At 58.5% G+C, this 22,312-nt stretch carries 22 protein-coding genes; 19 read left to right on the top strand and 3 right to left on the bottom strand.

Going from position 1 to position 22,312, the window contains the following annotated elements; translation table 11 throughout:
* The first annotated feature begins 65 nt into the window (after window positions 1–65).
* From HII33_RS02150 to HII33_RS02190, 9 genes are all read left to right on the top strand, one after another.
* A complete protein-coding gene (locus HII33_RS02150; protein ID WP_179394155.1) occupies window positions 66–1,043 on the top strand; it encodes an ABC transporter permease in 978 nt (325 codons plus the stop codon).
* A gap of 12 nt (window positions 1,044–1,055) precedes the next feature.
* A complete protein-coding gene (locus tag HII33_RS02155) occupies window positions 1,056–1,976 on the top strand; it encodes an ABC transporter permease subunit (protein ID WP_179394156.1) in 921 nt (306 codons plus the stop codon).
* 74 nt (window positions 1,977–2,050) lie between these two features.
* Entirely contained in the window at window positions 2,051–3,520 is a 1,470-nt protein-coding gene (locus tag HII33_RS02160; protein WP_179394157.1) for an ABC transporter substrate-binding protein, read from the top strand.
* Between the two features lie 93 nt (window positions 3,521–3,613).
* Window positions 3,614–5,239, top strand: a complete 1,626-nt coding sequence (locus HII33_RS02165; RefSeq protein WP_179394158.1) for a glycoside hydrolase family 13 protein — start codon at window positions 3,614–3,616, stop codon at window positions 5,237–5,239.
* Between the two features lie 63 nt (window positions 5,240–5,302).
* The gene (locus HII33_RS02170) at window positions 5,303–5,911 is read left to right on the top strand and encodes a YesL family protein (protein ID WP_179394159.1); all 609 of its coding nucleotides are present in this window, start codon (window positions 5,303–5,305) and stop codon (window positions 5,909–5,911) included.
* Between the two features lie 32 nt (window positions 5,912–5,943).
* The gene (locus tag HII33_RS02175; RefSeq protein ID WP_343036818.1) at window positions 5,944–7,659 is read left to right on the top strand and encodes a sensor histidine kinase; all 1,716 of its coding nucleotides are present in this window, start codon (window positions 5,944–5,946) and stop codon (window positions 7,657–7,659) included.
* Window positions 7,637–9,082, top strand: coding sequence for a response regulator (locus HII33_RS02180; protein ID WP_179394161.1), 1,446 nt, complete (start codon window positions 7,637–7,639; stop codon window positions 9,080–9,082). The genes HII33_RS02175 and HII33_RS02180 overlap by 23 nt, the downstream gene beginning before the upstream one ends.
* 81 nt (window positions 9,083–9,163) lie before the next feature.
* On the top strand, window positions 9,164–9,631 hold the full coding sequence (locus tag HII33_RS02185; RefSeq protein ID WP_179394683.1) for a GNAT family N-acetyltransferase: 468 nt from the start codon (window positions 9,164–9,166) through the stop codon (window positions 9,629–9,631).
* Between the two features lie 2 nt (window positions 9,632–9,633).
* Window positions 9,634–11,271 (top strand): glycoside hydrolase family 13 protein, encoded by a 1,638-nt coding sequence (locus HII33_RS02190; RefSeq protein ID WP_179394162.1) that lies wholly within the window; start codon window positions 9,634–9,636, stop codon window positions 11,269–11,271.
* 125 nt (window positions 11,272–11,396) lie between these two features.
* Here HII33_RS02190 and HII33_RS02195 read toward each other — a convergent pair whose 3' ends face one another.
* On the bottom strand, window positions 11,397–12,533 hold the full coding sequence (locus HII33_RS02195; protein ID WP_179394163.1) for an ArgE/DapE family deacylase: 1,137 nt from the start codon (window positions 12,531–12,533) through the stop codon (window positions 11,397–11,399).
* Window positions 12,534–13,016: 483 nt separating this feature from the next.
* Between HII33_RS02195 and HII33_RS02200 the strand changes: the two genes are divergently transcribed.
* The 10 genes from HII33_RS02200 to HII33_RS02240 all read left to right on the top strand — a co-directional run bounded on the left by HII33_RS02200 (window position 13,017) and on the right by HII33_RS02240 (window position 18,990).
* Window positions 13,017–13,847, top strand: coding sequence for a MetQ/NlpA family ABC transporter substrate-binding protein (locus HII33_RS02200; RefSeq protein WP_179394164.1), 831 nt, complete (start codon window positions 13,017–13,019; stop codon window positions 13,845–13,847).
* A 303-nt stretch (window positions 13,848–14,150) separates the two neighbouring features.
* Window positions 14,151–15,158 carry an aldo/keto reductase gene (locus HII33_RS02205; protein WP_179394165.1) on the top strand — a complete coding sequence of 336 codons (1,008 nt, stop codon included), beginning with the start codon at window positions 14,151–14,153 and terminating at the stop codon, window positions 15,156–15,158.
* A 13-nt stretch (window positions 15,159–15,171) separates the two neighbouring features.
* Window positions 15,172–15,618 carry a MerR family transcriptional regulator gene (locus HII33_RS02210; RefSeq protein ID WP_179394166.1) on the top strand — a complete coding sequence of 149 codons (447 nt, stop codon included), beginning with the start codon at window positions 15,172–15,174 and terminating at the stop codon, window positions 15,616–15,618.
* Window positions 15,596–16,030, top strand: coding sequence for a cupin domain-containing protein (locus tag HII33_RS02215; protein WP_179394167.1), 435 nt, complete (start codon window positions 15,596–15,598; stop codon window positions 16,028–16,030). Before HII33_RS02210 ends, HII33_RS02215 begins: the two co-directional genes overlap by 23 nt.
* Window position 16,031: 1 nt before the next feature.
* Entirely contained in the window at window positions 16,032–16,364 is a 333-nt protein-coding gene (locus tag HII33_RS02220; protein ID WP_179394168.1) for a carboxymuconolactone decarboxylase family protein, read from the top strand.
* Window positions 16,357–17,208: an aldo/keto reductase gene (locus HII33_RS02225; RefSeq protein WP_179394684.1), complete on the top strand. Its 852-nt coding sequence runs from the start codon at window positions 16,357–16,359 to the stop codon at window positions 17,206–17,208. The genes HII33_RS02220 and HII33_RS02225 overlap by 8 nt, the downstream gene beginning before the upstream one ends.
* 164 nt (window positions 17,209–17,372) lie before the next feature.
* Window positions 17,373–18,335 (top strand): alcohol dehydrogenase catalytic domain-containing protein, encoded by a 963-nt coding sequence (locus tag HII33_RS02230; protein ID WP_179394169.1) that lies wholly within the window; start codon window positions 17,373–17,375, stop codon window positions 18,333–18,335.
* Between the two features lie 61 nt (window positions 18,336–18,396).
* Window positions 18,397–18,657, top strand: coding sequence for an AbrB/MazE/SpoVT family DNA-binding domain-containing protein (locus tag HII33_RS02235; RefSeq protein WP_179394170.1), 261 nt, complete (start codon window positions 18,397–18,399; stop codon window positions 18,655–18,657).
* A gap of 14 nt (window positions 18,658–18,671) precedes the next feature.
* On the top strand, window positions 18,672–18,755 hold the full coding sequence (locus tag HII33_RS13875; RefSeq protein WP_281362223.1) for a type II toxin-antitoxin system PemK/MazF family toxin: 84 nt from the start codon (window positions 18,672–18,674) through the stop codon (window positions 18,753–18,755).
* Window positions 18,745–18,990 (top strand): type II toxin-antitoxin system PemK/MazF family toxin, encoded by a 246-nt coding sequence (locus HII33_RS02240; RefSeq protein ID WP_343036819.1) that lies wholly within the window; start codon window positions 18,745–18,747, stop codon window positions 18,988–18,990. Before HII33_RS13875 ends, HII33_RS02240 begins: the two co-directional genes overlap by 11 nt.
* 87 nt (window positions 18,991–19,077) lie before the next feature.
* Here the strand turns inward: HII33_RS02240 and HII33_RS02245 are convergent, their stop codons facing one another.
* Together HII33_RS02245 and HII33_RS02250 are read right to left on the bottom strand one after the other, a co-directional pair.
* The gene (locus HII33_RS02245; RefSeq protein WP_179394171.1) at window positions 19,078–21,306 is read right to left on the bottom strand and encodes an ATP-binding cassette domain-containing protein; all 2,229 of its coding nucleotides are present in this window, start codon (window positions 21,304–21,306) and stop codon (window positions 19,078–19,080) included.
* Window positions 21,307–21,551: 245 nt separating this feature from the next.
* Window positions 21,552–22,307: a hypothetical protein gene (locus HII33_RS02250; RefSeq protein ID WP_179394172.1), complete on the bottom strand. Its 756-nt coding sequence runs from the start codon at window positions 22,305–22,307 to the stop codon at window positions 21,552–21,554.
* Between the last annotated feature and the right edge of the window lie 5 nt (window positions 22,308–22,312).

Here is a 22,312-nt window from a genome sequence, read left to right on the forward strand (position 1 = left end):
GTTGATTGTCGCATCGTTGGAAAACGCTTACCATTAATTCATAAAGAGAGAAAGGAGGGGAGACGATGACACAAGATGTGGTTGTCGGGGAAACCGCTCCGCGGCCGAAGAAAAAAACTAACTTTTTCCAGCGGCTTTGGGCGAATCGAATCTTTCTACTACTGGTTGCACCGGGCACGATATTCCTGATCGTATTCTTCTATATTCCGGTACTTGCTAACGTTGTTGCATTTCAAAACTTTCAATACTCTGATCAGGGATTCTTGTATAGTCTGTTCCATAGCCCGTGGGTCGGCTTCCAAAACTTTGAGTTCTTCTTCAAGTCTGCAGATTTTTGGATCGTCCTTCGTAATACGGTCGGATACAACATGATCTTCCTGCTAATGAACTTCTTCTTCGCGATCTTCTTTGGGATCGTGATGAGTCAGTTGCGTAACGCCAGGTTATTGAAGGTGTACCAGACGTCCATGCTGTTCCCGTATTTCCTTTCATGGGCAATCCTCGCATACTTCGTCTATGCATTCTTGAGCACCGACAAAGGGATCCTGAATCAGCTGATTCAAGCAATGGGCGGTAAGCCGATCGATTTTTATAACACGCCGGCGGTCTGGCCGTTCATTCTAATTTTCTTGGGCGTTTGGAAGGGCATCGGGTACAACAGTATTCTATACTTTGCGACAGCCATGGGGATCGATCCATCGTACTATGACGCCGCAATGATGGATGGTGCCAGCAAGTGGCAACAGATCAAGAACGTGACGTTGCCGCATATTCTACCCGTTGCAGTGTTGATGCTTATCCTGAATATCGGCGGGATCTTCCGTAGCGACTTTGGACTGTTTTATCTGATTCCAAGGGGCTCCGGGACGCTGATCAACGTCACGCAAACCTTCGATACGTACATTTATCGAGCGCTGACAACGACCAATGATATTGGGATGTCGACTGCTGCCGGATTGATGCAATCTGTTATTGGGGCGATGTTGATCGTTGTTTCAAACTGGGTCGTTCGACACGTTGAACCTGAATCTGCACTATTTTAGGAGGTGACGCCAGTGCGTAATAAAAAACACATTTCAGCAGTTGAGATTCGCAAGTTTGGGGCTGGCGCCAACCTGTTCTTCAACATCTTTTTGGCCGTTTTTGCACTGAGTTGTGTCCTGCCGTTCTTCTTCATCATCATTTTATCGTTGACGAAGGAATCCGACATCACACTGTATGGTTATCAGTTCTGGCCGAAACATTTTGTCCTCAGCAGTTATAGCTACTTAGCTAAAATGGGCCACCAAGTGATCGTTTCCTTCGGCGTGTCGGTTTTCGTTACCGTAGTGGGGACACTGATGAATAGTCTGTTCAGTTCGACCTATGCTTACGCGATTTCACGATCAGATTTTCTGTATGCACGATTTTTCACCATTTTTGCTTTGATCTCGATGCTGTTTGTGCCTGGGATGGTCCCGACGTACTTAGTTGTGACGCAGATGTTACACTTGCAGGATAACATCTGGGCACTGATCTTGCCGATGTCTTTCGGGGTCTATAACGTGCTGATCATGCGGACGTTCTTCAAGACCTCGATCCCAGAGGCGATCATTGATTCGGCTAGAATAGATGGCGCGGGAGAACTACGGATCTTCCGGAGCATTGTCATCCCGCTAGCGATCCCTGGCGTCGCGACGATCTCGCTGTTTTCGGCGTTAGGCTACTGGAACGACTGGATGAACGCCTTGCTTTATACGAACAGCGATAACGTGACGCCGTTGCAGTATTTGTTGGTCAAGATCGCGAATAACATTCAGTACATGGCCCAGCAAATGTCCAGTGGTGGTTCAGCGGCCATGGCCGGCGCTAATCTGCCGACGGAAGGGATGCGCTTTGCAGTTGTCGTCGTGGCAACGTTACCGATCGCGCTGACCTATCCGTTCTTCCAGAAATACTTTGTCAAGGGAATGACGATTGGTGGGGTCAAAGGCTGATTTAGGGGTTGACCGCCACGCGCTTGGAAGACTCATGTTGATCTCAATAATATAGGTTTGGGGAGGAAAGAATTATGAACAAATGGTTTAAGGGGTTGGCCCTGGCCGGGGTTGCGAGTGCAAGTGTACTTGCGCTGGCTGCCTGCAGTAATAGTTCTAGCGGTTCCGGCGACGGCGCTACGACGACCGTCTCCATGTATATGCCTGGCGATAAGCCGAAGAACTACGATGCGTTGATCAAGAAAGCAAACGCCGAGATCCATAAGACGTATAAGAACATCGACGTGAAGATGACCTTCATTGGCTGGGGCGATTACACCCAGAAGTACAATGTTATGGTGACATCCGGCGACAGCTACGACCTCGCCTTCGCTCAGAACTATGTGAATAACGCTTCTAAAGGCGCCTATGCCGATATGACGGATCTGCTCAAAAAAGACGCCAAGAAGGCGTACGATACCGTTGATCCAGCCTACTGGCGTGGTCTGACCGTCAACGGCAAAGTCTATGGTTTCCCGATCAATGCAAATGTGTTTGCGTCTAACTCGCTGACTTTCAATGACTATTTTGTCAAGAAATACAATCTAGACATCTCCGAGATCAAGTCTTACGCCGATATGGAGGATGTGTTGGCTAAGTTCCACAAATCGGAGCCAGGCGTTGCGGCCTTTGCGATCGGCAAGGACTACAAGGCGTCTCCACGGCATATGGACTTCCCACTGGGGAACGGATTGCCGTTTGCGATCGATTCAAGCGGTAAGAACACGAAGGTCGTTAATGCCTACGATACGGATGAAGTGCAGGGGATCCTCAAGACGTTGCACAGCTATTATCTGAAGGGGTATATCCCACAAGACGCGGCTACGGCAACGACGCAGTATAACTTGCAGGATAACACGTGGTTCGTCCGTCAAGAGACGAATGGTCCTTTCGACTACGGGGCAACTGCATTGATCAACTCTGCGGGTGGCAAGAAGATGACGGTCAAGCCGATCACCGATCCGTACAAGTCCACTGCCCAGGCACAAGTCGCGGTTTGGTCTATCTCGAAGACGTCCAAGCACAAGACCGAAGCGATGAAGGTCTTGAACCTGCTCAACACGGATAAGAAGCTCCTGAACAACATCGTTTGGGGGATCCAAGGGCAACAGTGGAACTTCACGGATGAGGCCAACGGTAAGATTAAGACGACCAGCAAGTACCAGCCTGGCTACTTCATCGGCGCTTGGATGATGGGGAACAATAAGATCCTTTACACGCAAGATAGTGTAACGGATGCGCAGGTCAAGGAACGCGATGAGAGTATTGCAGCGGCCAAAGAGTCAGCTTCCCTTGGATTCAATCCCGACACAACGGCGCTGAAGACCGAAGTGACGAACTTGTCTAACGTGATGAGCAAATACCTTGATATTCTCAACACAGGGACTGCGGATCCTGTTCCGACCATCAAGAAGATGGATGCTGAACTTAAGACCGCAGGCTACGATAAGGTTCAAAAAGAGTTGCAGAAACAGTATGACGCCTTTCTTGCCAACAAGGATTAAGCGTTGCAAACTTTATTGGGCGGAGTTGGGGCGGCGTGCCCCAGCTCTTTTTGTGTCAACGCGGGTGAACCCTAACGCAAAAGGAGGGAGAAAATGCGGCAACATTGGTGGCAATCAGCGGTTGTGTATCAGATCTATCCGCGCAGTTTTCAGGACAGTGACGGTGACGGAATTGGGGACCTGAACGGAATTATCTCGCGGCTCGATTATTTGCAGCAGCTGGGGATTGGTGCGATATGGCTCAGTCCGGTGTACCGCAGTCCGAGTGCCGATAATGGGTATGATATTGCGGATTACCAGGCGATCGATCCGTTGTTCGGGACGATGGCAGATATGGATCGGTTGATCCTTGAGGCAGGGAAGCGTGGCATTCGACTGATCATGGATCTGGTCGTTAATCATACAAGCGATGAGCATCCTTGGTTTGTTGCCGCCCGGCAGGATCCGAATGCAGAGACGCGAGACTACTACATCTGGGCAGACCCCGTCGATGGACACGAGCCGAATGCACTGACTTCGGGTTTTACCGGCGGCTCGGCGTGGGAGTTTGACGAGCGTAGCGGTCAGTACTTCTTACACCTCTTTTCGCGTCAACAGATCGATTTGAACTGGGCGTCACCAGCCCTTCGACAAGCGGTTTATCAGATGATGAATTTTTGGATAGATCGCGGAATCGCGGGCTTTCGCCTAGACGTTGTCGATATGATCGGCAAGGACTGGTGTCATAATGGTGTCGTCAACGGCCCGCATTTGCATGAGTACCTTCACGAGATGAATCGCAAGACGTGGCGAGACCGTGATTTTTTGACCGTGGGTGAAGCGTGGAGTGCAGACCCAGAATTGGCGCGAGGATACAGTGATCCGCAAAATCAGGAGCTTTCGATGATCTTTCAGTTCGGCTTTACCTGGGCGGATCGGGTGCTTGGCGGTGCGAAGTGGGAGACCCAACCGCTTGATATTGTTGCGTTGAAGCAGGCCCTCTTTGAGAATCAGTGGGCGATGGCGTCAGCGGGTTGGCCGAGTCTTTTTTGGAGTAACCATGATTTGCCACGAGCAGTGACGCGCTATGGTCAGAATTGTCCGGTGGCCGCCAAGATGCTAGCGATCGTTTTGCACGGGCTGCGCGGGACGCCCTTCATCTATCAGGGTGAGGAGTTGGGGATGACGAGTGCCATGTCGGAGACAATCGAAACGGTCGATGACGTGGAGGCAAGGGCGATCTACCGACAGCTGCGGAAGCGTGGTGAATCTGCCGGTCAGGCGATGGCCAAGCTCAATGTCTTTAACCGTGATCAGGCACGCACTCCGATGCAATGGGATGCGACCCCTAAGGCGGGCTTCACGACAGGAACGCCTTGGTTGGCGATCAACGCGGATCATACGCAGGTCAATGCTGCCGCTGAGGTGGGGGCCGCTGATTCTGTCTGGGCGACTTACCGCCAGTTAATTGCGTTGAGACGTCACAGTCCAATCCTTCAGACTGGGACATTCGGCGCACTTGAGGGGGACCCGGAGCAGATCATTGCGTACACGCGGTCGTTGGGCGAAGAGCGCTGGCTGATTGTCGCTAATTTCGCTGAGACGCCAATTTCAACGACCTTAGCCTCACCGGCAATGCACCTCGACCGCTATCTGATCTCCAATTATGCGTTGCCTGAGTCGGAGGTACCCACGCTCAGGTTGAGACCGTACGAAGCATTTATCGCGAGGCTGAAGTGAGGCATGTCTGCCTCGACCGGCAATTTTTGGTAAAATGGGGTATCAACTAAGGGGAGGTTATTTATGTTAGGGCGTACAACTCAGAACGTGTTCACTCGAGTGTTTGTCATGTTGATTTTGAGCCTGTTTTTCTGGGTCTATACATTCGCGGGACTGGTCATACTAGGGCTAGGACCGGCGCTTCGTGCGGTGGCCGAACTGTATCAGGCCAACCGCTGGGAATGGCGCGGCTATTCGTTCAGGGCCGGGTGGCGACAGTGGCGGGCTGAGTTTTGGTCAGTCAATGCGCATACCTGGGGGTTCTTGGGGATCCTCCTGTTCCTGGGGTACAATCTGTACCTAAGTGTACAGCTACATCAAGCGTGGATCGTCTTCGTGCAGTTTGTGATCATTGCGGCGATTGTGCTCACCTTTAGCCTGGGTATTTTTACGCTAACGCTCCGGGCACACTATGACATTGCGTTTAGAGATGCCCTGAAACTTGCGCTGGTCCAGTTCTTTAGCAACTTCTACCAGTTGGCCCTATTTATATTAGCGACGATCGCGACCGTGCTGATCTCCCTGAAGTGGCCAGGACTGATCATCTTCCTCAGCGTGGGGGCGTACATTGTGTTGGCTGACTGGCTCTCTGGAAAGATGTATGCGCGGATCGATGCCAGTATCGCGCCATGAGGCATCAGGAGCACCGCGTGCGTGAGACTTTGGTGCAGTCGAGTTTTATTCGTCTGATCAAGGTCTACACATGGATATTAGCGACCTCGGTCATCGCGGTGACGAGTATCTTTATTGTCGTCAACGTCCGTAATTACGAATCCGAGTTGCGACAGGCAGAGAACGCGGCGATGTCGCGGATCACCGATACGGTTTCGCATAATCAACAGGTGGTGGCAGACTTTGCCTCCAAGCTCATGACGACGCCAGAGGATCTGGCCAGCTTAGATAAGTACTTCACGACGCCGCTGGCGGACTACGCGGATTATGCGATCGACCGTAGTTTGGCGGTCGGCGGCCATTACTTTTTTTGGCCGACAGAGTCGAGTCAGTTCTTCTTGCAGAATCCGCAGATCACAGAGATGACGCTGAGGATGGGCGACCAGAGCAAAGTTTTCGTTGCCAGTTCGACGAAACCAGGCGGTGAATTACTGAGCGCAGGTACTGTCAAGAAAAAGCTGGCGCTGTCGGCCCCTCTGATCAATCAGTACACACTTGCAACGGCAGGCGTCGTCAGCATTGGGTTCAACCAGCAGGAGTTGCGCCAGCAGTTGACTGAGATTCGTGCAACGGCGCCAATTCAGATCGCAGTGGTGTCAGACTCCGGGGTGCGGGCGTTTTATTATCGGGGTCAGGGGGTGACGCGAGACGAGGAGAAGCGCGTTAAACACGCATTGGCAACGGGGACACTTGATAAGTTGACGGGTTATAAAGTCACCAGCAAGGCATTGACGTCCGACTACCAACTGATCCAAGTGACGAACGCGCATACGATCCAGAATCTGATCATGTGGCGAGTGTTGCCATTGATGCTACTCGGTCTGGCCTTGCTGACCGCGCTGAGTGGTGTTCTGTGGCTGATCTTCCGGCGTTACCAGCACCAGCTCAGCATGATTGTCGGAACGGTTCAAGCGGTGTCTGAGGGTGACCTTAATGCGCGAGTGGCCATTGAGCCCAGTCCGACCGACCTAAAAGTGCTGGCTACAGGGATCAATGCGATGCTGGCAGAGATCCATGAGCATATCTACACGATCTATCAACTGCGGATCGCACAGCAGGAGGCGAATATTAAGGCATTGCAGGCGCAGATCAATCCGCATTTTATGTCGAATACGATGGAGTATATTCGAATGGCTGCGTTAGATGCGGATCAACCGGAGCTTGCGCAGGTCGTTTACAGCTTTGCCGCCTTGTTGCGCAACAATACAGATTTTTCGCCTATGACGACGCTTAAACGTGAGCTGGACTTTATTGATAAATACATCTTTCTTTATCAAGTGCGGTTTCCAGACCGCTTAGCATATCAGATCAGTGTATCGCCAGAGGTCGCGAAGCTCAGTTTGCCCAAGTTTAGTTTGCAGCCCATCGTCGAGAACTACTTCGTTCACGGGGTGGACTTTGCCAGAAAAGATAATGCGATGCACTTGAAGGCGTGGCGTGAAGGAGATCAGGTCACCATCACGGTCGTGAATAACGGCCGGCCCTTATCAGTGGCCGAAGTGGCCGCGGTGAATCAGAAAATGAAGGCACCGCTGGGTCTTTCTCAACGGGACTCGATCGGATTGCAAAACGTCTATTCCCGACTGAGCGATTACTTCGGTGACAGTTTTGATATGAATCTGAGTAGTGATGGGGTCGAGGGCGTTCAAATGACCATGAGGTTCATTGACAAGGAGGAGAGCCTGAATGCGCAAGGTGATGATCGTTGACGATGAATACATGTTGCTACGTGGGCTGCGTAAGTTGATCGATTGGACGAGCCTGGGGTTGCGCGTTGAGAACACTGAGCAAAACCCAGTCAGGGCATTGGCGTATCTACGCACCAACCCCATCGATATCCTTGTCTCGGATATGAATATGCCGGAGATGCCGGGGCCAACGTTCGTGGCGGCAGCCAAGCAGATACAGCCTGAGATGGAATTGATCGTGGTCTCGGGATATGCAGATTTTGACTACGTGAAGGCTGGTCTGCAGCAACATGCGGTCAATTACTTGAGCAAGCCGATCGATGCTGATGAGCTAGACGAGGCAGTGCGTGCGGCGATCGACCGCCTTGAGGCGCGCCAGCAAGTAGACGCTAACGCAAGCCTTGCGGCGCAGACGCAGTTAAGGACATTGGTAACGACTGGTGCGGTAGAGCTGGCGAAGTCGCTGGGGGTGTCTTTCGATCATGAGCAAGCCCCCGTGCGTTTACTAGCGGAGTTGAATCCGCTGCCACCCAATATATTAACTGCATATCTAGACGCAGTGCCAGGCGTCCGTGGCTTTTTCCGGGAGGCGCAAGACTTTGTCATCTTGTTTCAGGGTGATCAGCAGCATCTGTCTACTTTTATCAATGAATCGCCTCGGGCGGTCGCCTCAGCCCAACGGCCAGTGTTGGTCGGACCAGAGGTATCAAAAGTCGACCAACTGCCGGGTTCATATGCCCAGTTGACCGCGGAGATCGCTCGCCAGTATTTCTTTGAGACTGCCAGCGGGTTACGCGTAATGCTAGCCGCCGGTGAAGCGGATAACGTGCCGACATTACCAGATTTTTCTAGTGTGCGTCAGCAGATCGCAATGCTTGAACCGGCCGCATTCAAGCGGTGGCTCGCAGGGCAGTTCGAAGGGTTACGTGAAGCCAATGCCTCGGTCTTGTTGACCAGACAGATGGCCTTGTTGGTACTGATGGTATTGGCTGAAAAATTGACGCGTTTTGAGGACAAGGCAGAAGTGATCGCAACCATCAACCAGGCCCCGGTTGTCACGAAGCTGAGTGAGATCCTCGTGGCAGTTGCCCAAAGAGCGGCTACGCATGGGACCAGACGCTACTCCCGTAACGTGGCGGCGGTGCAGCATATCATCCACGAACGCTACGCTGAACCATTGACCCTGAGTAATGTTGCGGCAGAGCTTCACCTCAATTCGGTCTATCTTGGTCAGCTGTTCAAGCAGGAAACCGGTCGAACTTTTGCACAGTATCGTAACGATTGGCGGATCGGTGTTGCAATCGATATGCTGCGCAATATTAACTACGATATCAATGAGATCGCGTTGGCGGTCGGGTATCCTAATCCCAACTATTTTTACAAGATTTTCAAGTTGCAGACAAGTATGTCACCTCGTGAATATCGTGAGGCGATGGGCCGCTAATCCTGCGCGCATGTGTGATAAGGAGAGATGATAGTGACGGAGATCAAAAGCCTTGAGCTGGGTCGTTTGCAGATCACGGCGATGCGCCGAGCTGATGTTGTCGCACTCGGCCAGGCCTTCGTCGCTCAGGGCTGGTCGGCGCGGCTGGCGGTGCTCGAACGCTATTGGGCGGAACAAACCGCCGGTATGCGAGCAGTGTTCGTCGCGCGCGACTCGACGCGCGTGCTCGGCTACTTGACCCGCGTGCCGCAAGCGGCGCACGGGCCGTTTGCTGGGCAACTGCCGGAGCTGGTCGATTTCAACGTCTTTGGGCCGTACCAGCGCCAGGGCGTCGGGACCGCGCTGATGACAGCGGCAGAAGCCGGTGCGGGGCCGCGGATCAGCCTCGGCGTCGGCCTGCACGCCGGCTACGGAGCGGCGCAACGGCTGCGGGGGTATGTGCCAGATGGTAGTGGGCTCTGGTACCGCAATGCACCGCTGGCGCGAGGGGCGGTGTGCGTCAATGATGATCTCGTGTTATACCTAGTCAAAGAAATGCAAGAGGGATAAGCATGCAAAAACATTGGTGGCAAGAAGCCGTGGTGTACCAAGTCTACCCACGGTCGTTCCAAGATAGTGACGATGACGGGCTGGGCGACCTTAACGGGTTACGTCGGCGCCTGCCGTACATCAAGCGGCTGGGGGCCGACGTGATCTGGCTGACGCCGGTGTACCGGTCGCCGGATGATGATAACGGCTACGACATCAGCGATTACGAGTCGATCCAGCCAGCGTTTGGTACGATGGCCGATTTTGATGCCGTGCTGGCCGATGCGCATGCGCTGGGGCTCAAGATCGTGATGGATCTGGTCGTCAACCACACCAGCGACGAACACGCGTGGTTCGCCGAGAGCCGCAAGGCGGTGGACAACCCGTACCGCGACTACTACATCTGGCGCGACCCCGTCGACGGGCACGAACCGGCACCGTGGTCCTCGACCTTCTCTGGCTCAGCCTGGGAATTCGATGAGGCGACCGGGCAGTACTACCTGCACCTGTTTTCCAAAAAGCAACCGGACCTCAACTGGCGCAACGATACGGTGCGCGACGAGATCTATGGGATGATGACCCGCTGGCTCGACCGCGGCATCGACGGCTTCCGCATGGATGTGATCAACTCCATCTCCAAGCCAGAGGACTTCACCAACACACGGCGGGGCGATGACCGGCAGGCGCAGGTGCACGCCTACCTGCGCGAGATGAACGACCGCGTGCTGTCCAAGTACGACATTATGACGGTGGGGGAGACCGGGGGCGTAACACCGGAGTCGGCGCAGCTGTATGCGGGGTATGATACCCACGAGCTGAGCATGGTGTTCCAGTTCCAGCACCTCAGCTTGGATCTGGACCGCGAATTCGGGCGCTGGCGCCACCACCCGATCCAGCTCAGCCGGCTCAAAGCGATCATGACGCGCTGGCAGGTCGAGTTGGCGGGTAAGGCGTGGAACTCGCTGTTCTGGAGTAACCACGACCAGCCGCGGGCCGTCTCGCGCTGGGGCAACGACCGGCCGCTGTACCGGGAACTGTCCGCCAAGATGCTCGGCGCGGTCCTGCACTACCAGCAAGGCACGCCGTACATCTACCAAGGTGAAGAGCTGGGGATGACCAACGTCTACAACGTGCAGTCCATTGACGATTGCCGCGACATCGAGACCCTCAACGCGTGGCAGGACCTGGTCGAAACTCGCCACCTGTTGGCGCCAGACGAGATGCTGCTGGGGATCGAACTCTGCGGGCGCGACAACGCCCGGACCCCGATGCAGTGGGACACCAGCGCTAACGCCGGCTTCACCAGTGCGGGCGTCACCCCGTGGATCGGCCTGAATGACAATTACCCCAAGATCAACGCGGCCAGCCAGGTCGATGACCCGAATTCCGTGTTCAGCTTCTATCGCGAGATGAACGCGCTGCGCAAGCAGTACCCGATCATCACGTACGGCGACTACACCCTGCTGGCGCCTGAAGACGAGCAGGTCTGGGCCTACACCCGCACCCTGGATGGGCAGGTCCTGACGGTCGTTGCCAACTTCACGGATGAGACCCTGACGCGGCCAGAAGCCGCACCGGCGGGCACCCTGTTGCAACAGAACTATGGCGACGACGCCGGTGAGCGACTGCGGCCATACGAAGTGAAGGTCTACTTGAAGTAAGCTTAGCCCCAAAAACCGGCGATCCCCCCGCGTTCCGCCCCGTCAGGCGATGTGTCTGACCGGCAGAACGTGAGGGGGTCGCCGGTTTGGCGTGACCTCCAAAATTGATAGATGACCTAGACCAATCAGTCGAAGTACGCCCTAGCGATCGCTTCAAACTCGCGGATCGTCTCGTGGTAGCGAGTCAAGCTGACATACTCGTCGACTTGGTGGGAGACGCTACCGGCTTCGTTGCCGGGCCCGTAGATGATCGTCTCGAAGTGGTTGGCGCTCTTGGTGAACTCAGAGGCGTCGGTGGCGCCGTGGGAGATCGTCAGCGCGCGCGCAGCGCCGGTGGTCGCAGCGATCGCCGCGTTGGCGCGGGTGACCAGACGACCGGTGCGCTCAGTCAGAACGGGGAAGAAGCTGTGGGTCAGCTCGAACTCGAGCTTGCCCGGCCCGGCCGCGTCTAGCTCGGCGACGAGGGCTTGCAGGCGAGCGGTGACTTCGGCGTTGGTGAAGCTTGGGGTCGGCCGGATGTTACCGGCTAGCTCCGCGTAGTCGGGGATCGTGTTGACTTGATCACCGGCGCGCAGCACGGTGACGCTGTGCACGAGCTCGCCGATCACAGGATCGACTGGTGTGTCCGCAAACAGGGTGCGTTCGGCCTGAACGAAGTCGACCAGCTTGGCGATTGCGTTGACCCCTGTCTGCGGCAGGGAGCTGTGGACGGACTTGCCATAGCTCTTGACCTTGTAGTTGTAAGAGCCAGCGTGGGCGTACTCGATCTTGCCACCGGTCGGCTCGCCGACGATCAGGGCCGCGATGTCATCTGCGTAGCCGAGGTCGGTCAGCTGGCGGGCGCCCATCGCGCCGTACTCCTCACCCACGGTCGCCATGAAGCGCACATGGTGGGGGAAGCCGCTGGTTTTGAGCGCGATGAAGGCCAGCGCCATGGCGGCAAGGCCGGATTTCATGTCAGACGCGCCGCGTCCGTAAAGCTTATCGCCGTCGATCGCGGCCGCAAACGGGGGAAAGTGCCACTGGCTGAGGTCGCCGACGTTGACCACGTCTTCGTGGCCAGTGAAGGCGAACACCGGTTGACCGTCGCCAAATTCTGCCACCAAGTTCACGCGGTGGTCGGCATAGGGGATCAGCTTGACCGCGATCCCAGCCGCCTCGAACTTCGCCTGGAGCAAGTGCGCGATCGCTTCTTCGTTGCCGGTTGCGGTCGAGGTATCGACCTGTACCAATTCTTGTAAAAACTGTGTTGCTTCGTCCATTTTTGCTCACCATCTTTCGCCCCCAAAGGTACACGAGGCCAAATGAAAAATCAACTGTTGACATTAAAAATTGGCGTGGTATTCTGAGTGCAACTTAAAAAACGATGAAACGACGTCAAGTGAGTAGGCGTGGCAAGACTGCACAGAGAACCCGGGTAGCTGAGAACGGGGTAGCACGACGCACCGAACATGGCTTGATCAACATGGCGCACCGAGTCCCTCGGACAAGGCTGCGATGGCTGGCACCCATTACCGTGCACGCAGATTATTGTCTGTTGTGGAGGACGGCCGTGCGCCGTCGAATTAGAATGGTACCGTGGGCCCGCTCACTTCTAACGTTGGTTAGAGGTGGGCGGTTTTTTTTGCCCCGGAGCAGCGGCCGCGCACCGCGGATGGTCAGGTTGCCCGGCCAGCCGGTACCGCCGTTGTGCGCTCGACGCCACCCCACTCACGTGGCTGCGTTTCATCACAGGAGGACATATCATGAAAATCAGTTTGAAGCATATTGGGATCGTTGCCGCACTAGGGTTGCTCTTGACGGGTTGCGGGCAGGCCAAAAAAGGCAGTGACGCGGACAAGACGACTACCGTTAAGATCGGGATCGTCGGCGCGGACCAAGACATCTGGAATGCGGTCGCGAAGAAGGTCAAAAAAGACGGCATCACGATCAAGATCGTGCAGTTCCAGGATTACAATCAGCCCAACACGGCGTTGCGTGACGGGGACATCGACCTCAACGCCTTCCAGCACCAGTACTTCCTGGACAACTGGAACAAAGAGCAAAATGCGGACTTGATCTCGATTGCCAAGACTGTGATCGCCCCGGCCGCGGTCTACTCCCAGAAGATCAGCAGCCTCAAGCAACTCAAGAAGGGGGATAAGATCTCGATCCCGAACGACGCGACGAACGAGGGGCGTGCGTTGCAGCTTCTGGAATACGCCGGGTTGATCAAACTCAACGATAAAGTCGCCCTGCCAACGCCACGAGACATCACCGAGAACAAGTTGTCGCTCGATATCCAGGCGCTCGACGCCGCGCAGCTGCCGGCCTCCCTGCCGGATGTGGCCTGCTCGGTCGTGAACTCCGGGGTCGCCGTCGACGCCAAGCTCGACCCGAAGAAGGCGATCTACCGCGAGGCGATCACCAAGAAGTCCATTCCGTGGATCAACATCATCGCGGCGCGCAAGGCGGATAAGAACAATGCGACGTACAAAAAGATCGTCAAAGCATACCAGACTGACGACATCGCGAAGTTGATCAAGAAGCAGTATAAGGGCACTGAAGTCACCGCCTGGAACATCGATCTGAAGTAGCCTGACTGGCGCAACCGCTAACTGGATAGACGTCTGACCACCTGGTCGGACTGTCGCTCGCAACGCATCCTTTCACGGAAGGGTGCGTTTTTGGCGTGCAGGCGCGTCGCTCGGCATTCGGCGATGGATGGACAAGCTAGTTCACCCCGATGGCTTTCTTTCTATAAGGAGTTTTGGTCCCCGAATACTGGGTCTAGTCGGCTTTTCTCGCGCGCGTTAGGTGGTGACGAAAATTTTGGGGTCAGCGCTTGACTTAGAGTGCACTCGAAGTCGTATGGTTGGTCTATGAAGGGAGTGACCAGCATGGACTACACATCACTAGGTAACTCAGGGATCGAAGTTTCCAAGCTGTGTGTCGGCGCGATGAGCTTCGGTCAGGCTGGCACGATGCATGATTGGACGTTGGATCCTGCGCAGACGGATCGCGTCGTCGCACATGCGCTGGCGTTAGGGATCAATTTTTTTGACACGGCGAACACCTACTCCGCTGGGACCAGCGAGCAGTACCTCGGCGCGGCGTTGCGGCAGCATACGACGCGCGATCGGGTCGTGATCGCATCGAAGGTGTACTTCAACCCAGGGCGGCTGTCGCGGGCGGCGATCATGCGGGAGATCGAGGGGACGCTGCGGCGACTGGGGACGGACTACCTCGACTTGTACCTGATCCACCGCTTCGACTACGAGACCCCGATCGAAGAGACCATGGTGGCGCTAGACGAGCTGGTGCAACAGGGGAAGGTCCGGGCGCTGGGCGCTTCGGCGATGTACGCCTACCAGTTCTACAACATGCAGCTGGCGGCCCGCGACCATGGCTGGACCCCGTTTGTGGCGATGGAAAATCACTACAACCTGCTCTACCGTGAAGACGAGCGGGAGCTGATCCCGCTGTGTCGCCAGATGGGGGTGGCCCTGATGCCCTACAGCGCGCTCGCCGCAGGCCGACTGGCGCGGCCGGGGTGGACCAGTGACACGCTGCGCAGTCGGACTGACCGGGTGGCACAGGGCAAGTACGATCACACCCAGGCGCAGGATCAGGCGATCGCGGCGCGCGTCGAGGCACTGGCGACGCGCGAGGGGGTGACGATGGCCCAGATCAGTCTGGCTTGGCATTGGGCCAAGGGCGTGACGTCTCCGATCATCGGGGCGACGCGCACGCGCTACCTCGACGACGCAGTGGGAGCCCTCAAGGTCCAACTGACAGCGGAAGACGTTGCGTTCTTGGAGGCGCCGTATGTTCCGCACCAAGTGATCGGCGCGATCGATCACAACCCAGCCGCCGGCGTCACGTTGCTGGACGCGGACCCCAAGTGAACGGAGGGAGACAATGACGCAATATCGGATCGGCGCGTTTGCCGAGCGCGTTGGCCTGAGCAGTTTCACGCTGCGCTACTATGAGCAAGCGGGACTGCTTCGGCCGCATCGTGACGGCAACGGCCAACGGTTTTACACCGAAGAAGACGAAAAATGGCTCTTGTTCGTCCTGCACCTGAAGGGAACAGGTATGACGATGGCCCAGCTACAGCGTTACGTGACGCTGCGCGCGCAAGGCGACGCGACGATCCCGGCCCGCATGGCACTGCTCGCGGACGTACGGGCGGCCGCCGAGGCGCAGATCGAGGCGATCCAGAAGAATCTGACCGTGCTGACGCACAAGCTCGATTGGTATCAAGGCAAGGTCGACTGCACGATCGCTGAGGATGAGAATTTCGAGGCATACTTGCAGCGCATTGGACAGGAGGAACGACCTAATGGATCCGTCAAAACTGTATGAACGCGGTGACCTGAACACGGCCTACGCCGCAGTGTTCACCGGCACCAGCTACCTGCGCACGTTGGTGGCAGACCCGGCCGTCAACGTCGGTGTGGGCGAGGTGACGTTTGAACCCGGTTGTCGCAACCATTGGCACATTCACCACGGCGGCTACCAGCTGCTACTTGTGACCGGTGGCGTGGGTTGGTACCAAGAAGCGGGCCACCCAGCGCGCCGCCTGACCACTGGTGATGTGGTGGTGACCCACGATGGCGTGAAACACTGGCACGGCGCGACGCGCGATGCGTGGTTCAGCCACATCGCGATCACGGCGGGCACGCCGGAGTGGCTGGAAGCGGTCGACGATGTGACGTATGATGCATTGGACACAACGGTCGCCGGTGACCTCACCGCGACCGCCGAGGAGGACTGAGATGACGAACCAAACTGCTGGTCGCGATCAGCTGGGGGCCTTGGCCCCGCAGTTTGCGGCCCTGAATGACGACGTGCTGTTCGGTGAGGTCTGGGCCCAGCCGGACCTGTCGGCGCGCGACCGGAGCTTGATCACGGTCAGTGCATTGATGGCGCAAGGCCTGTTCCCACAGCTGGCCGCGCATATGGCGATCGCTAAGGCGAATGGGGTGACGTGCGCTGAGATGGTCGCGTTAGTCACGCACCTGGCGTTTTACGCCGGGTGGCCCAAGGCGTGGAGCGCCTTTGATCTGATCAAGCAGACCTACGGAGAGGATGATGACAAGCTTGACTGAGACCGTTGAACTGAACAATGGCGTCACGATGCCGCGGCTGGGGCTGGGCACGTGGCTGATCCCGGATGATGCGGTGGCCGCGGTGGTGCGCACCGCGCTGGAGGCCGGCTACCGCCACCTCGACACCGCGCAGGCGTACGGGAACGAGCGGGGCGTTGGGGAGGGCTTGCGCGCCAGTGGCCTGGCGCGCGAGTCAGTCTTCGTGACCACCAAGCTGGCCGCCGAGGCGAAGGACTACGCCTCGGCCACCGCGGCGATCGATGGGTCGCTGACCGCGCTGGGGCTGGCCGAGATCGACCTGATGCTGATCCACAGCCCGGAGCCCTGGGCGGATTGGCGCAACGGGGAGCACTACTTCGCCGGCAACCTAGAGGCCTGGCGCGCGCTGGAAGACGCGCAGGCGGCGGGCAAGCTACGGGCGATCGGGGTGTCCAACTTCGAGCCGGTCGACCTGGAGAACCTGCTGACGCACGGGCGCGTGCGCCCGGCGGTCAACCAGGTGCTCGCCCACATCGGCAACTGGCCGCGAGCCGTGATCGATGATGACCGGGCGCACGGAATCGTGACCGAGGCCTACTCGCCGGTGGCGCACGGCGCGATGCTCAACGAGCCGACGATCGTGGCGATGGCGGCCCGCTACGGCGTCGGTGTGGCGCAGCTGGCCCTGCGCTTTTGCCTGCAAAAAGGCCTGGTGCCGTTGCCGAAGTCGACCAGTCCCGCCCACCTCGCGGCCAATCTGGCGCTGGACTTCGAGATCGCGCCGGCCGATATGGCGACGCTTGAGGCGCTGCGCTTCGCCGACTACGGGCAGGACCGCGCCTTTCCCGTGTACAGCGGCAAGTGAGCGGCGCACCCGCCAACTGGATCGCCCCCGCCTCACCTGGATCCTCGGGTGGAGCCGGGGCGATCGGCGTCAGCGGGCTTGCGTCGCCGGAAAATCAGCGTTATCTTGTGGACATGACCGCCACCGGCGCGTGCCCGGTGCCTAATGAAGGGATAGTGAGCGAGATGCAAGCAGCAGTATTCGATCAATTCGGTGATCCGGGCGTGATCCACCTGGCGTCGGTGCCGGACCCGGTCGCCGGGCCGGGCGAAGTGGTGGTGCAGGTGGCCGCCGTCGCGGTGAATCACGTGGACACCTTCATCCGCAGTGGGGGGTTCCAGACCGCGCTGGCGACCCCGCACGTGATCGGCCGCGACCTGGTCGGCACGGTGCAGGCACTGGGGCCCGGGGTGACCGGTTTCACGCCGGGCCAGCGGGTCTGGACCAACTCTGCCGGCTACGACGGGCGCCCCGGGGCGACCAGCACCCTCGTCGCGGTGGCGGCCGATCGCCTGTACCCGGCCCCGGCCGGGATCGCCGACTCGGCGCTGGTCGCGGCGCTGCATCCCGGCGCGACGGCGGCGATCGTGCTGGCCGCGGTGATGCACGCAAAGCCCAAGCAGCGCCTGCTGGTGGCCGGGGCGGCGGGCCACGTCGGCCGCGCGTTCGTCAGCCTCGCGCACCGCGCCGGCCTGCAGGTGGCGACCACCAGCAACGCCGCCGACGCCGAGCGGCTCGCGGCGCTTGGCAGTGGCGACTGGACGGATTACCACCAGCCGCTGCCGCCACGCTGGATCGGCCAGTTCGACCATGTCGTCGACACCTCGGGGCGCGCGCCGCTGCAGGCAAGCCTTGACGCGCTGCGCCAGGGTGGCGAGGTGACGCTGATCACGGCTCCGGCTGACGATCAGTTCAGCTTCGCCGTGCGTGGCTTCTACATGGCCCAAAAGCAGCTCAACGGCTTCGTCATCAGCCACGCGACTGGCGCCCAGCTGGCGGCTGCCGCCGTGGTGCTCAACGCCGCGTTTGCGCGCGGCGACTTGCTGGACGCGCCGCTGCTAGTCCGACCATTTGGGGATGCCGCCTGGGCCCATGCCGCGCTTGAGGCGGGCGCGCACCACCGCGAGCGGCTGGTGCTGGTGCCGTGAATGCGGCAAAATGCTTGCGTTCGTCTATACGATTGGATATACGTGTGCTGGAGGTGATACCATGACAATGACGGTTGACACGACGCTCAAGCATTGGGGTAATTGCGCGGGGGTGCGGATTACGAAGGAATCGATGGCTGCTGCCCAGATCGATATCAGCGAGCCTATCGAGATCACAGTGACAGACGGACAAATCGTGATCAAGAAACAGCGACGTAAATCGTTGGCAGAACTTTTTGCGCACTACGACGGCTACTACGACCCAACTGCTGAAGATACGGATTGGCTGGCCATGGCACCCGCTGGGGAGGAATGGAGATGAGGTAGCGACCGCGTATGGGAGATATTGTCCTGCTTGACTTTGCCCCTTCCCAAGGGCACGAACAGGTCGGTAAGCGTCCAGCTTTAAGTGGTCAGTAATGATCTTCTGGCTGAGACGTCACCATTCGCTTGGGTCGTTTCGATCACGCATGGTCAATGGGCTTATCCGACGCACATTAGCCTTGACGGGCGCACTAAGACAGACGGAACGATCTACGTGGAGCGGCTGCTGACGATCGATCACCGTATTTGTCAACCACGTTTTTTGGAGAAACTCCCGGCTGACAAACTGGCGGATGTGTTGCATCTCGTACATGAGCTGACTCGCCCTTAAAGGTGTGACCAGCTGCCTAGACGCACGGTAATCAAAAGCAGCGACCCAACGCCAAATCGTGGCATTGGGTCGCTGCTTTTCTGTTGCTTACAGGTACTGCCCGGTGATCGACTCGGCGCAGGCGCGCACCCCGGCGACCGGGCCTTCGTAGACCACGCGGCCACCGCGGCTGCCGCCGTCCGGCCCGATATCGATCAGCCAGTCGGCCGCCCGCATCACGTCGAGGTTATGCTCGACCACGATCACGGTGTTGCCGGCGTCAACGAGATCGTTGATGATGCGGCTCATGTTGGCCGTGTCGGCGGTGTGCAGGCCGGTGGTCGGCTCGTCGAGGATCAGGAGCCGGTGGGCCTGGCTGAGCTCGGCGGCGATCTTCAGCCGCTGCGCCTCACCGCCGGACAGGGTGTCGAGCGTCTGGCCAAGCGCGAGGTAGCCGAGGCCGACGTTTTGAACCGCGGCCAGCTGGGCATTGATCTTGGCGTCGGCGAAAAAGCTGGTGGCTTCCTCAATTGTCATTCGCATCAGCTCGACGATGTTGACGCCGTGCAGGCGGTAGTCGAGCACTTCTGGCCGGTACTTCTGGCCGTCACAGTCGGGGCAGACCACCTCCACGTCGTCCATGAAGGAGAGGTTGAGCGCCACCACGCCCTTGCCCTTGCAGGTCGGGCAGGCGCCCTTGGAGTTGGCGCTGAAGAAGCCGGCGGGCTGACCGCTGGCCTTGGCGAACAGGGCGCGCAGCCGGTCCATGATGCCGGTGTAAGTCGCGATGCTGGAGCGGCTGTTGGCGTGCAGCGGCGCCTGGTCGATCACCTGGGCGTCGGGGTGTTCGCGGGCAAACACCTGCTGGACCAGCGTGCTTTTGCCCGACCCGGCCACGCCGGTCACCACCGTGAACAGGCCCAGCGGGACCTTGAGCTGCGCGTGCTGGAGGTTGTGCCGGTCGCTCGGGGTGCTGGTGACCCAGTCGTGCGGTGTGCGCGGAGCGGGGTTGATCGGCAGGTGTTGGGTGAGCGCGCGCCCGGTCAGTGTGTCACTGGCCAGCAGCTCGGGGTAGGTGCCGGTGAAGGTGACCGTCCCGCCGTGGCGCCCGGCCCCGGGGCCCATGTCGACGACATAGTCGGCGACCTTGATCACATCAGGGTCGTGCTCGACCACGATCACCGTGTTGCCGTTGTCGCGCAACTTGATCAGCAGCTCGTTGAGCCGGTGCACATCACGCGGGTGCAGGCCGGTGCTGGGTTCATCGAGGATGTAGAGCATGTCGGTCAGCGCGTTGCCCAGATACTGAACGGTCTTGACCCGCTGGCTTTCGCCGCCGGACAGGGTGCGCGTGTCACGCGTCAGGCTGAGGTAGGCGAGCCCGATATGGATCAGGTCGCCCAGCCGCCGGCGCAGATCGGCGATCAGCGGTGCGACGCTGGTGTCATCCCAGGTCGCGAGCAATGCATCCAGCGCGTCCAGTTGCATGTCAGTCAGGTCGAACAAGTTGTACCCGTGCACCTTGCACGCCAGGACCCCAGCATTGTAGCGCTGCCCGTGGCAGGCGGGGCACACCGTCGTCTGGGCGTAGGTGGCCAGGCGCTTGGCGGCCCCTTCACCAGTGTCGCCGTCATGCCCCGCAGTTTGGCGGAAAAACTGACGGCTGATGCCTTCGAATTTTTGCTTCTTGCGCACCGCCTCATCTGGATCACCGTTCAGAAGTCGGGCCAGCTCTGCAGCGCTGTAGTCCGCCAGTGGTTTATCCGGATCGAACAACTTGGCCTTGAGCAGCTGTTGCAGGTAGTAGCCGTGGTCGCCGTAGTTCGGCAACAGGATTGCACCTTGCTTCAGACTCAACTTGCGATCCAGCGTTGCGTCCAGATCCAACACGTAGGTTTCGCCCAGACCTTGGCACGTGGGACACATGCCAGCCGGATCGTTGAACGAGAACGCGTTGGCGGCGTGTCCGTGGTGTGGTTGCCCGAGCCGCGAAAACAGCAGGCGCAACAGTGGGTTGATATCGCTGATCGTCCCCAGCGTCGAGCGGGCATTGCCACCCAGCGGTTTTTGCGCGATCACGACCGCTGGTGATAAGTTGCGTACCGCTTCGACGTCGGGCCGGTGGTACTTCGGGAGAAACAGGCGGGCGAAGTTGCTGAAGGTGCTGTTGAGCTGGAGGCCAGCTTCTTGGGCGATCGTGTCAAACACGATCGATGACTTGCCTGAGCCGGACACCCCGGTGAAGACGGTGATGCGGTGCTTGGGCACGCGCAGATCCACGTGCTTGAGGTTGTTCTCGCGGTCACCGACGATCTCGATCCATTCCGTTGCGGTCATGCTGTTCCTCCTCTGATGTAATGGGGTCCCTACTGTACCACAGTTGCCTAGGGTTGCAAAGCGCTTGCGGGGAACTAGACCCAAGGGGCGCGGCGATCGGGTCGGGTGAGTCGACTGCGGTGGTCAGGTCGTGCGGAGGCGCATCGCTGGTGCGGGTATGAACGGGTCAAGCCCGTGTGCGCCTCGGGTGGGTGCAACCCAAAACCGCCGCCGCGACTACTGCGGTGGCGGGCCTTCGAAATGCATTACTTGACGATCGTCCAGTCCTCGATGGTCTTGCCGGCGGCGTCTTTGAGCTGTAGCCAGCTGTTGGTGTTGCCGAAGTAGAGAAATAGGCCGACTTCGTTGACGCTTTTGAGCACCAGATCACGGGTGGTGGTGAAGGTCTGGGGGTCAAACGCGTCGGCGTTTTCGTGACGCAGCTGGGCGGCGAAGCGGGCGTCGAAGCCGAGGCTGCCGTCGGCGTTGAGGTCGGCCTCTGGCTTCATCTGCGCGCCGGCCAGGAGCATGAGCTCGTTGCGCTTGCGCCAGTAGACGGTGGCTTGGGTGCCGGCCCAATCAGTGGTGAACGGCACCGTGGCGACAGCCGCCTTCCAGCGGTGCTGCGCCTTGGCTGGGCGCTTTGGCGCCGGGGCGAGGCTGACGCCAAGCACCATGAGCAGTGGCGCCAGCTCAGCCCAATACGCGGTGGCCGTGGCGCGCTGGCTGGCCGGCAGCTTGGCGGTCGGCGCGGTCTCCAGCTTGAGCTTGGCGGCCTGCGCCAGCTCCGCGAGCAGGCGGCTCAGGTATTGCGGCTCAAGCGCTGAAGGTCTGATCTGCAGCGTGCGCGTCACCGTGGCTTTAGTCGGCGCGGCATCGAGGCCGACTAGTTGCGTGCCGGTTAGGTAGAGGGTGGCCGCCGTCGGCTCGGGGGTCGCCGCACCGGCCACCAGGCGCAGCTGCCCATGGGCTAGTGCGAGCGTCAATGTGTCTTGGGTCCAATCACCGTCAACTTGTGTCATCAGAG

Source organism: Lacticaseibacillus absianus, assembly GCF_013407595.1.
Lineage (GTDB): Bacteria > Bacillota > Bacilli > Lactobacillales > Lactobacillaceae > Lacticaseibacillus > Lacticaseibacillus absianus.

Bases quoted from the DNA above. Each gene is read 5' to 3' on its own strand.
- HII33_RS02185 (WP_179394683.1), top strand. From the start codon at position 9,164: ATGCGCCGAGCTGATGTTGTCGCACTCGGCCAGGCCTTCGTCGCTCAG.
- HII33_RS02160 (WP_179394157.1), top strand. From the start codon at position 2,051: ATGAACAAATGGTTTAAGGGGTTGGCCCTGGCCGGGGTTGCGAGTGCA.
- HII33_RS02230 (WP_179394169.1), top strand. From the start codon at position 17,373: ATGCAAGCAGCAGTATTCGATCAATTCGGTGATCCGGGCGTGATCCAC.
- HII33_RS02170 (WP_179394159.1), top strand. From the start codon at position 5,303: ATGTTAGGGCGTACAACTCAGAACGTGTTCACTCGAGTGTTTGTCATG.
- HII33_RS02190 (WP_179394162.1), top strand. From the start codon at position 9,634: ATGCAAAAACATTGGTGGCAAGAAGCCGTGGTGTACCAAGTCTACCCA.
- HII33_RS02165 (WP_179394158.1), top strand. From the start codon at position 3,614: ATGCGGCAACATTGGTGGCAATCAGCGGTTGTGTATCAGATCTATCCG.
- HII33_RS13875 (WP_281362223.1), top strand. From the start codon at position 18,672: ATGGGAGATATTGTCCTGCTTGACTTTGCCCCTTCCCAAGGGCACGAA.
- HII33_RS02200 (WP_179394164.1), top strand. From the start codon at position 13,017: ATGAAAATCAGTTTGAAGCATATTGGGATCGTTGCCGCACTAGGGTTG.
- HII33_RS02150 (WP_179394155.1), top strand. From the start codon at position 66: ATGACACAAGATGTGGTTGTCGGGGAAACCGCTCCGCGGCCGAAGAAA.
- HII33_RS02205 (WP_179394165.1), top strand. From the start codon at position 14,151: ATGGACTACACATCACTAGGTAACTCAGGGATCGAAGTTTCCAAGCTG.
- HII33_RS02210 (WP_179394166.1), top strand. From the start codon at position 15,172: ATGACGCAATATCGGATCGGCGCGTTTGCCGAGCGCGTTGGCCTGAGC.
- HII33_RS02245 (WP_179394171.1), bottom strand. From the start codon at position 21,306: ATGACCGCAACGGAATGGATCGAGATCGTCGGTGACCGCGAGAACAAC.
- HII33_RS02220 (WP_179394168.1), top strand. From the start codon at position 16,032: ATGACGAACCAAACTGCTGGTCGCGATCAGCTGGGGGCCTTGGCCCCG.
- HII33_RS02215 (WP_179394167.1), top strand. From the start codon at position 15,596: ATGGATCCGTCAAAACTGTATGAACGCGGTGACCTGAACACGGCCTAC.
- HII33_RS02195 (WP_179394163.1), bottom strand. From the start codon at position 12,533: ATGGACGAAGCAACACAGTTTTTACAAGAATTGGTACAGGTCGATACC.
- HII33_RS02180 (WP_179394161.1), top strand. From the start codon at position 7,637: ATGCGCAAGGTGATGATCGTTGACGATGAATACATGTTGCTACGTGGG.
- HII33_RS02250 (WP_179394172.1), bottom strand. From the start codon at position 22,307: ATGACACAAGTTGACGGTGATTGGACCCAAGACACATTGACGCTCGCA.
- HII33_RS02235 (WP_179394170.1), top strand. From the start codon at position 18,397: ATGACAATGACGGTTGACACGACGCTCAAGCATTGGGGTAATTGCGCG.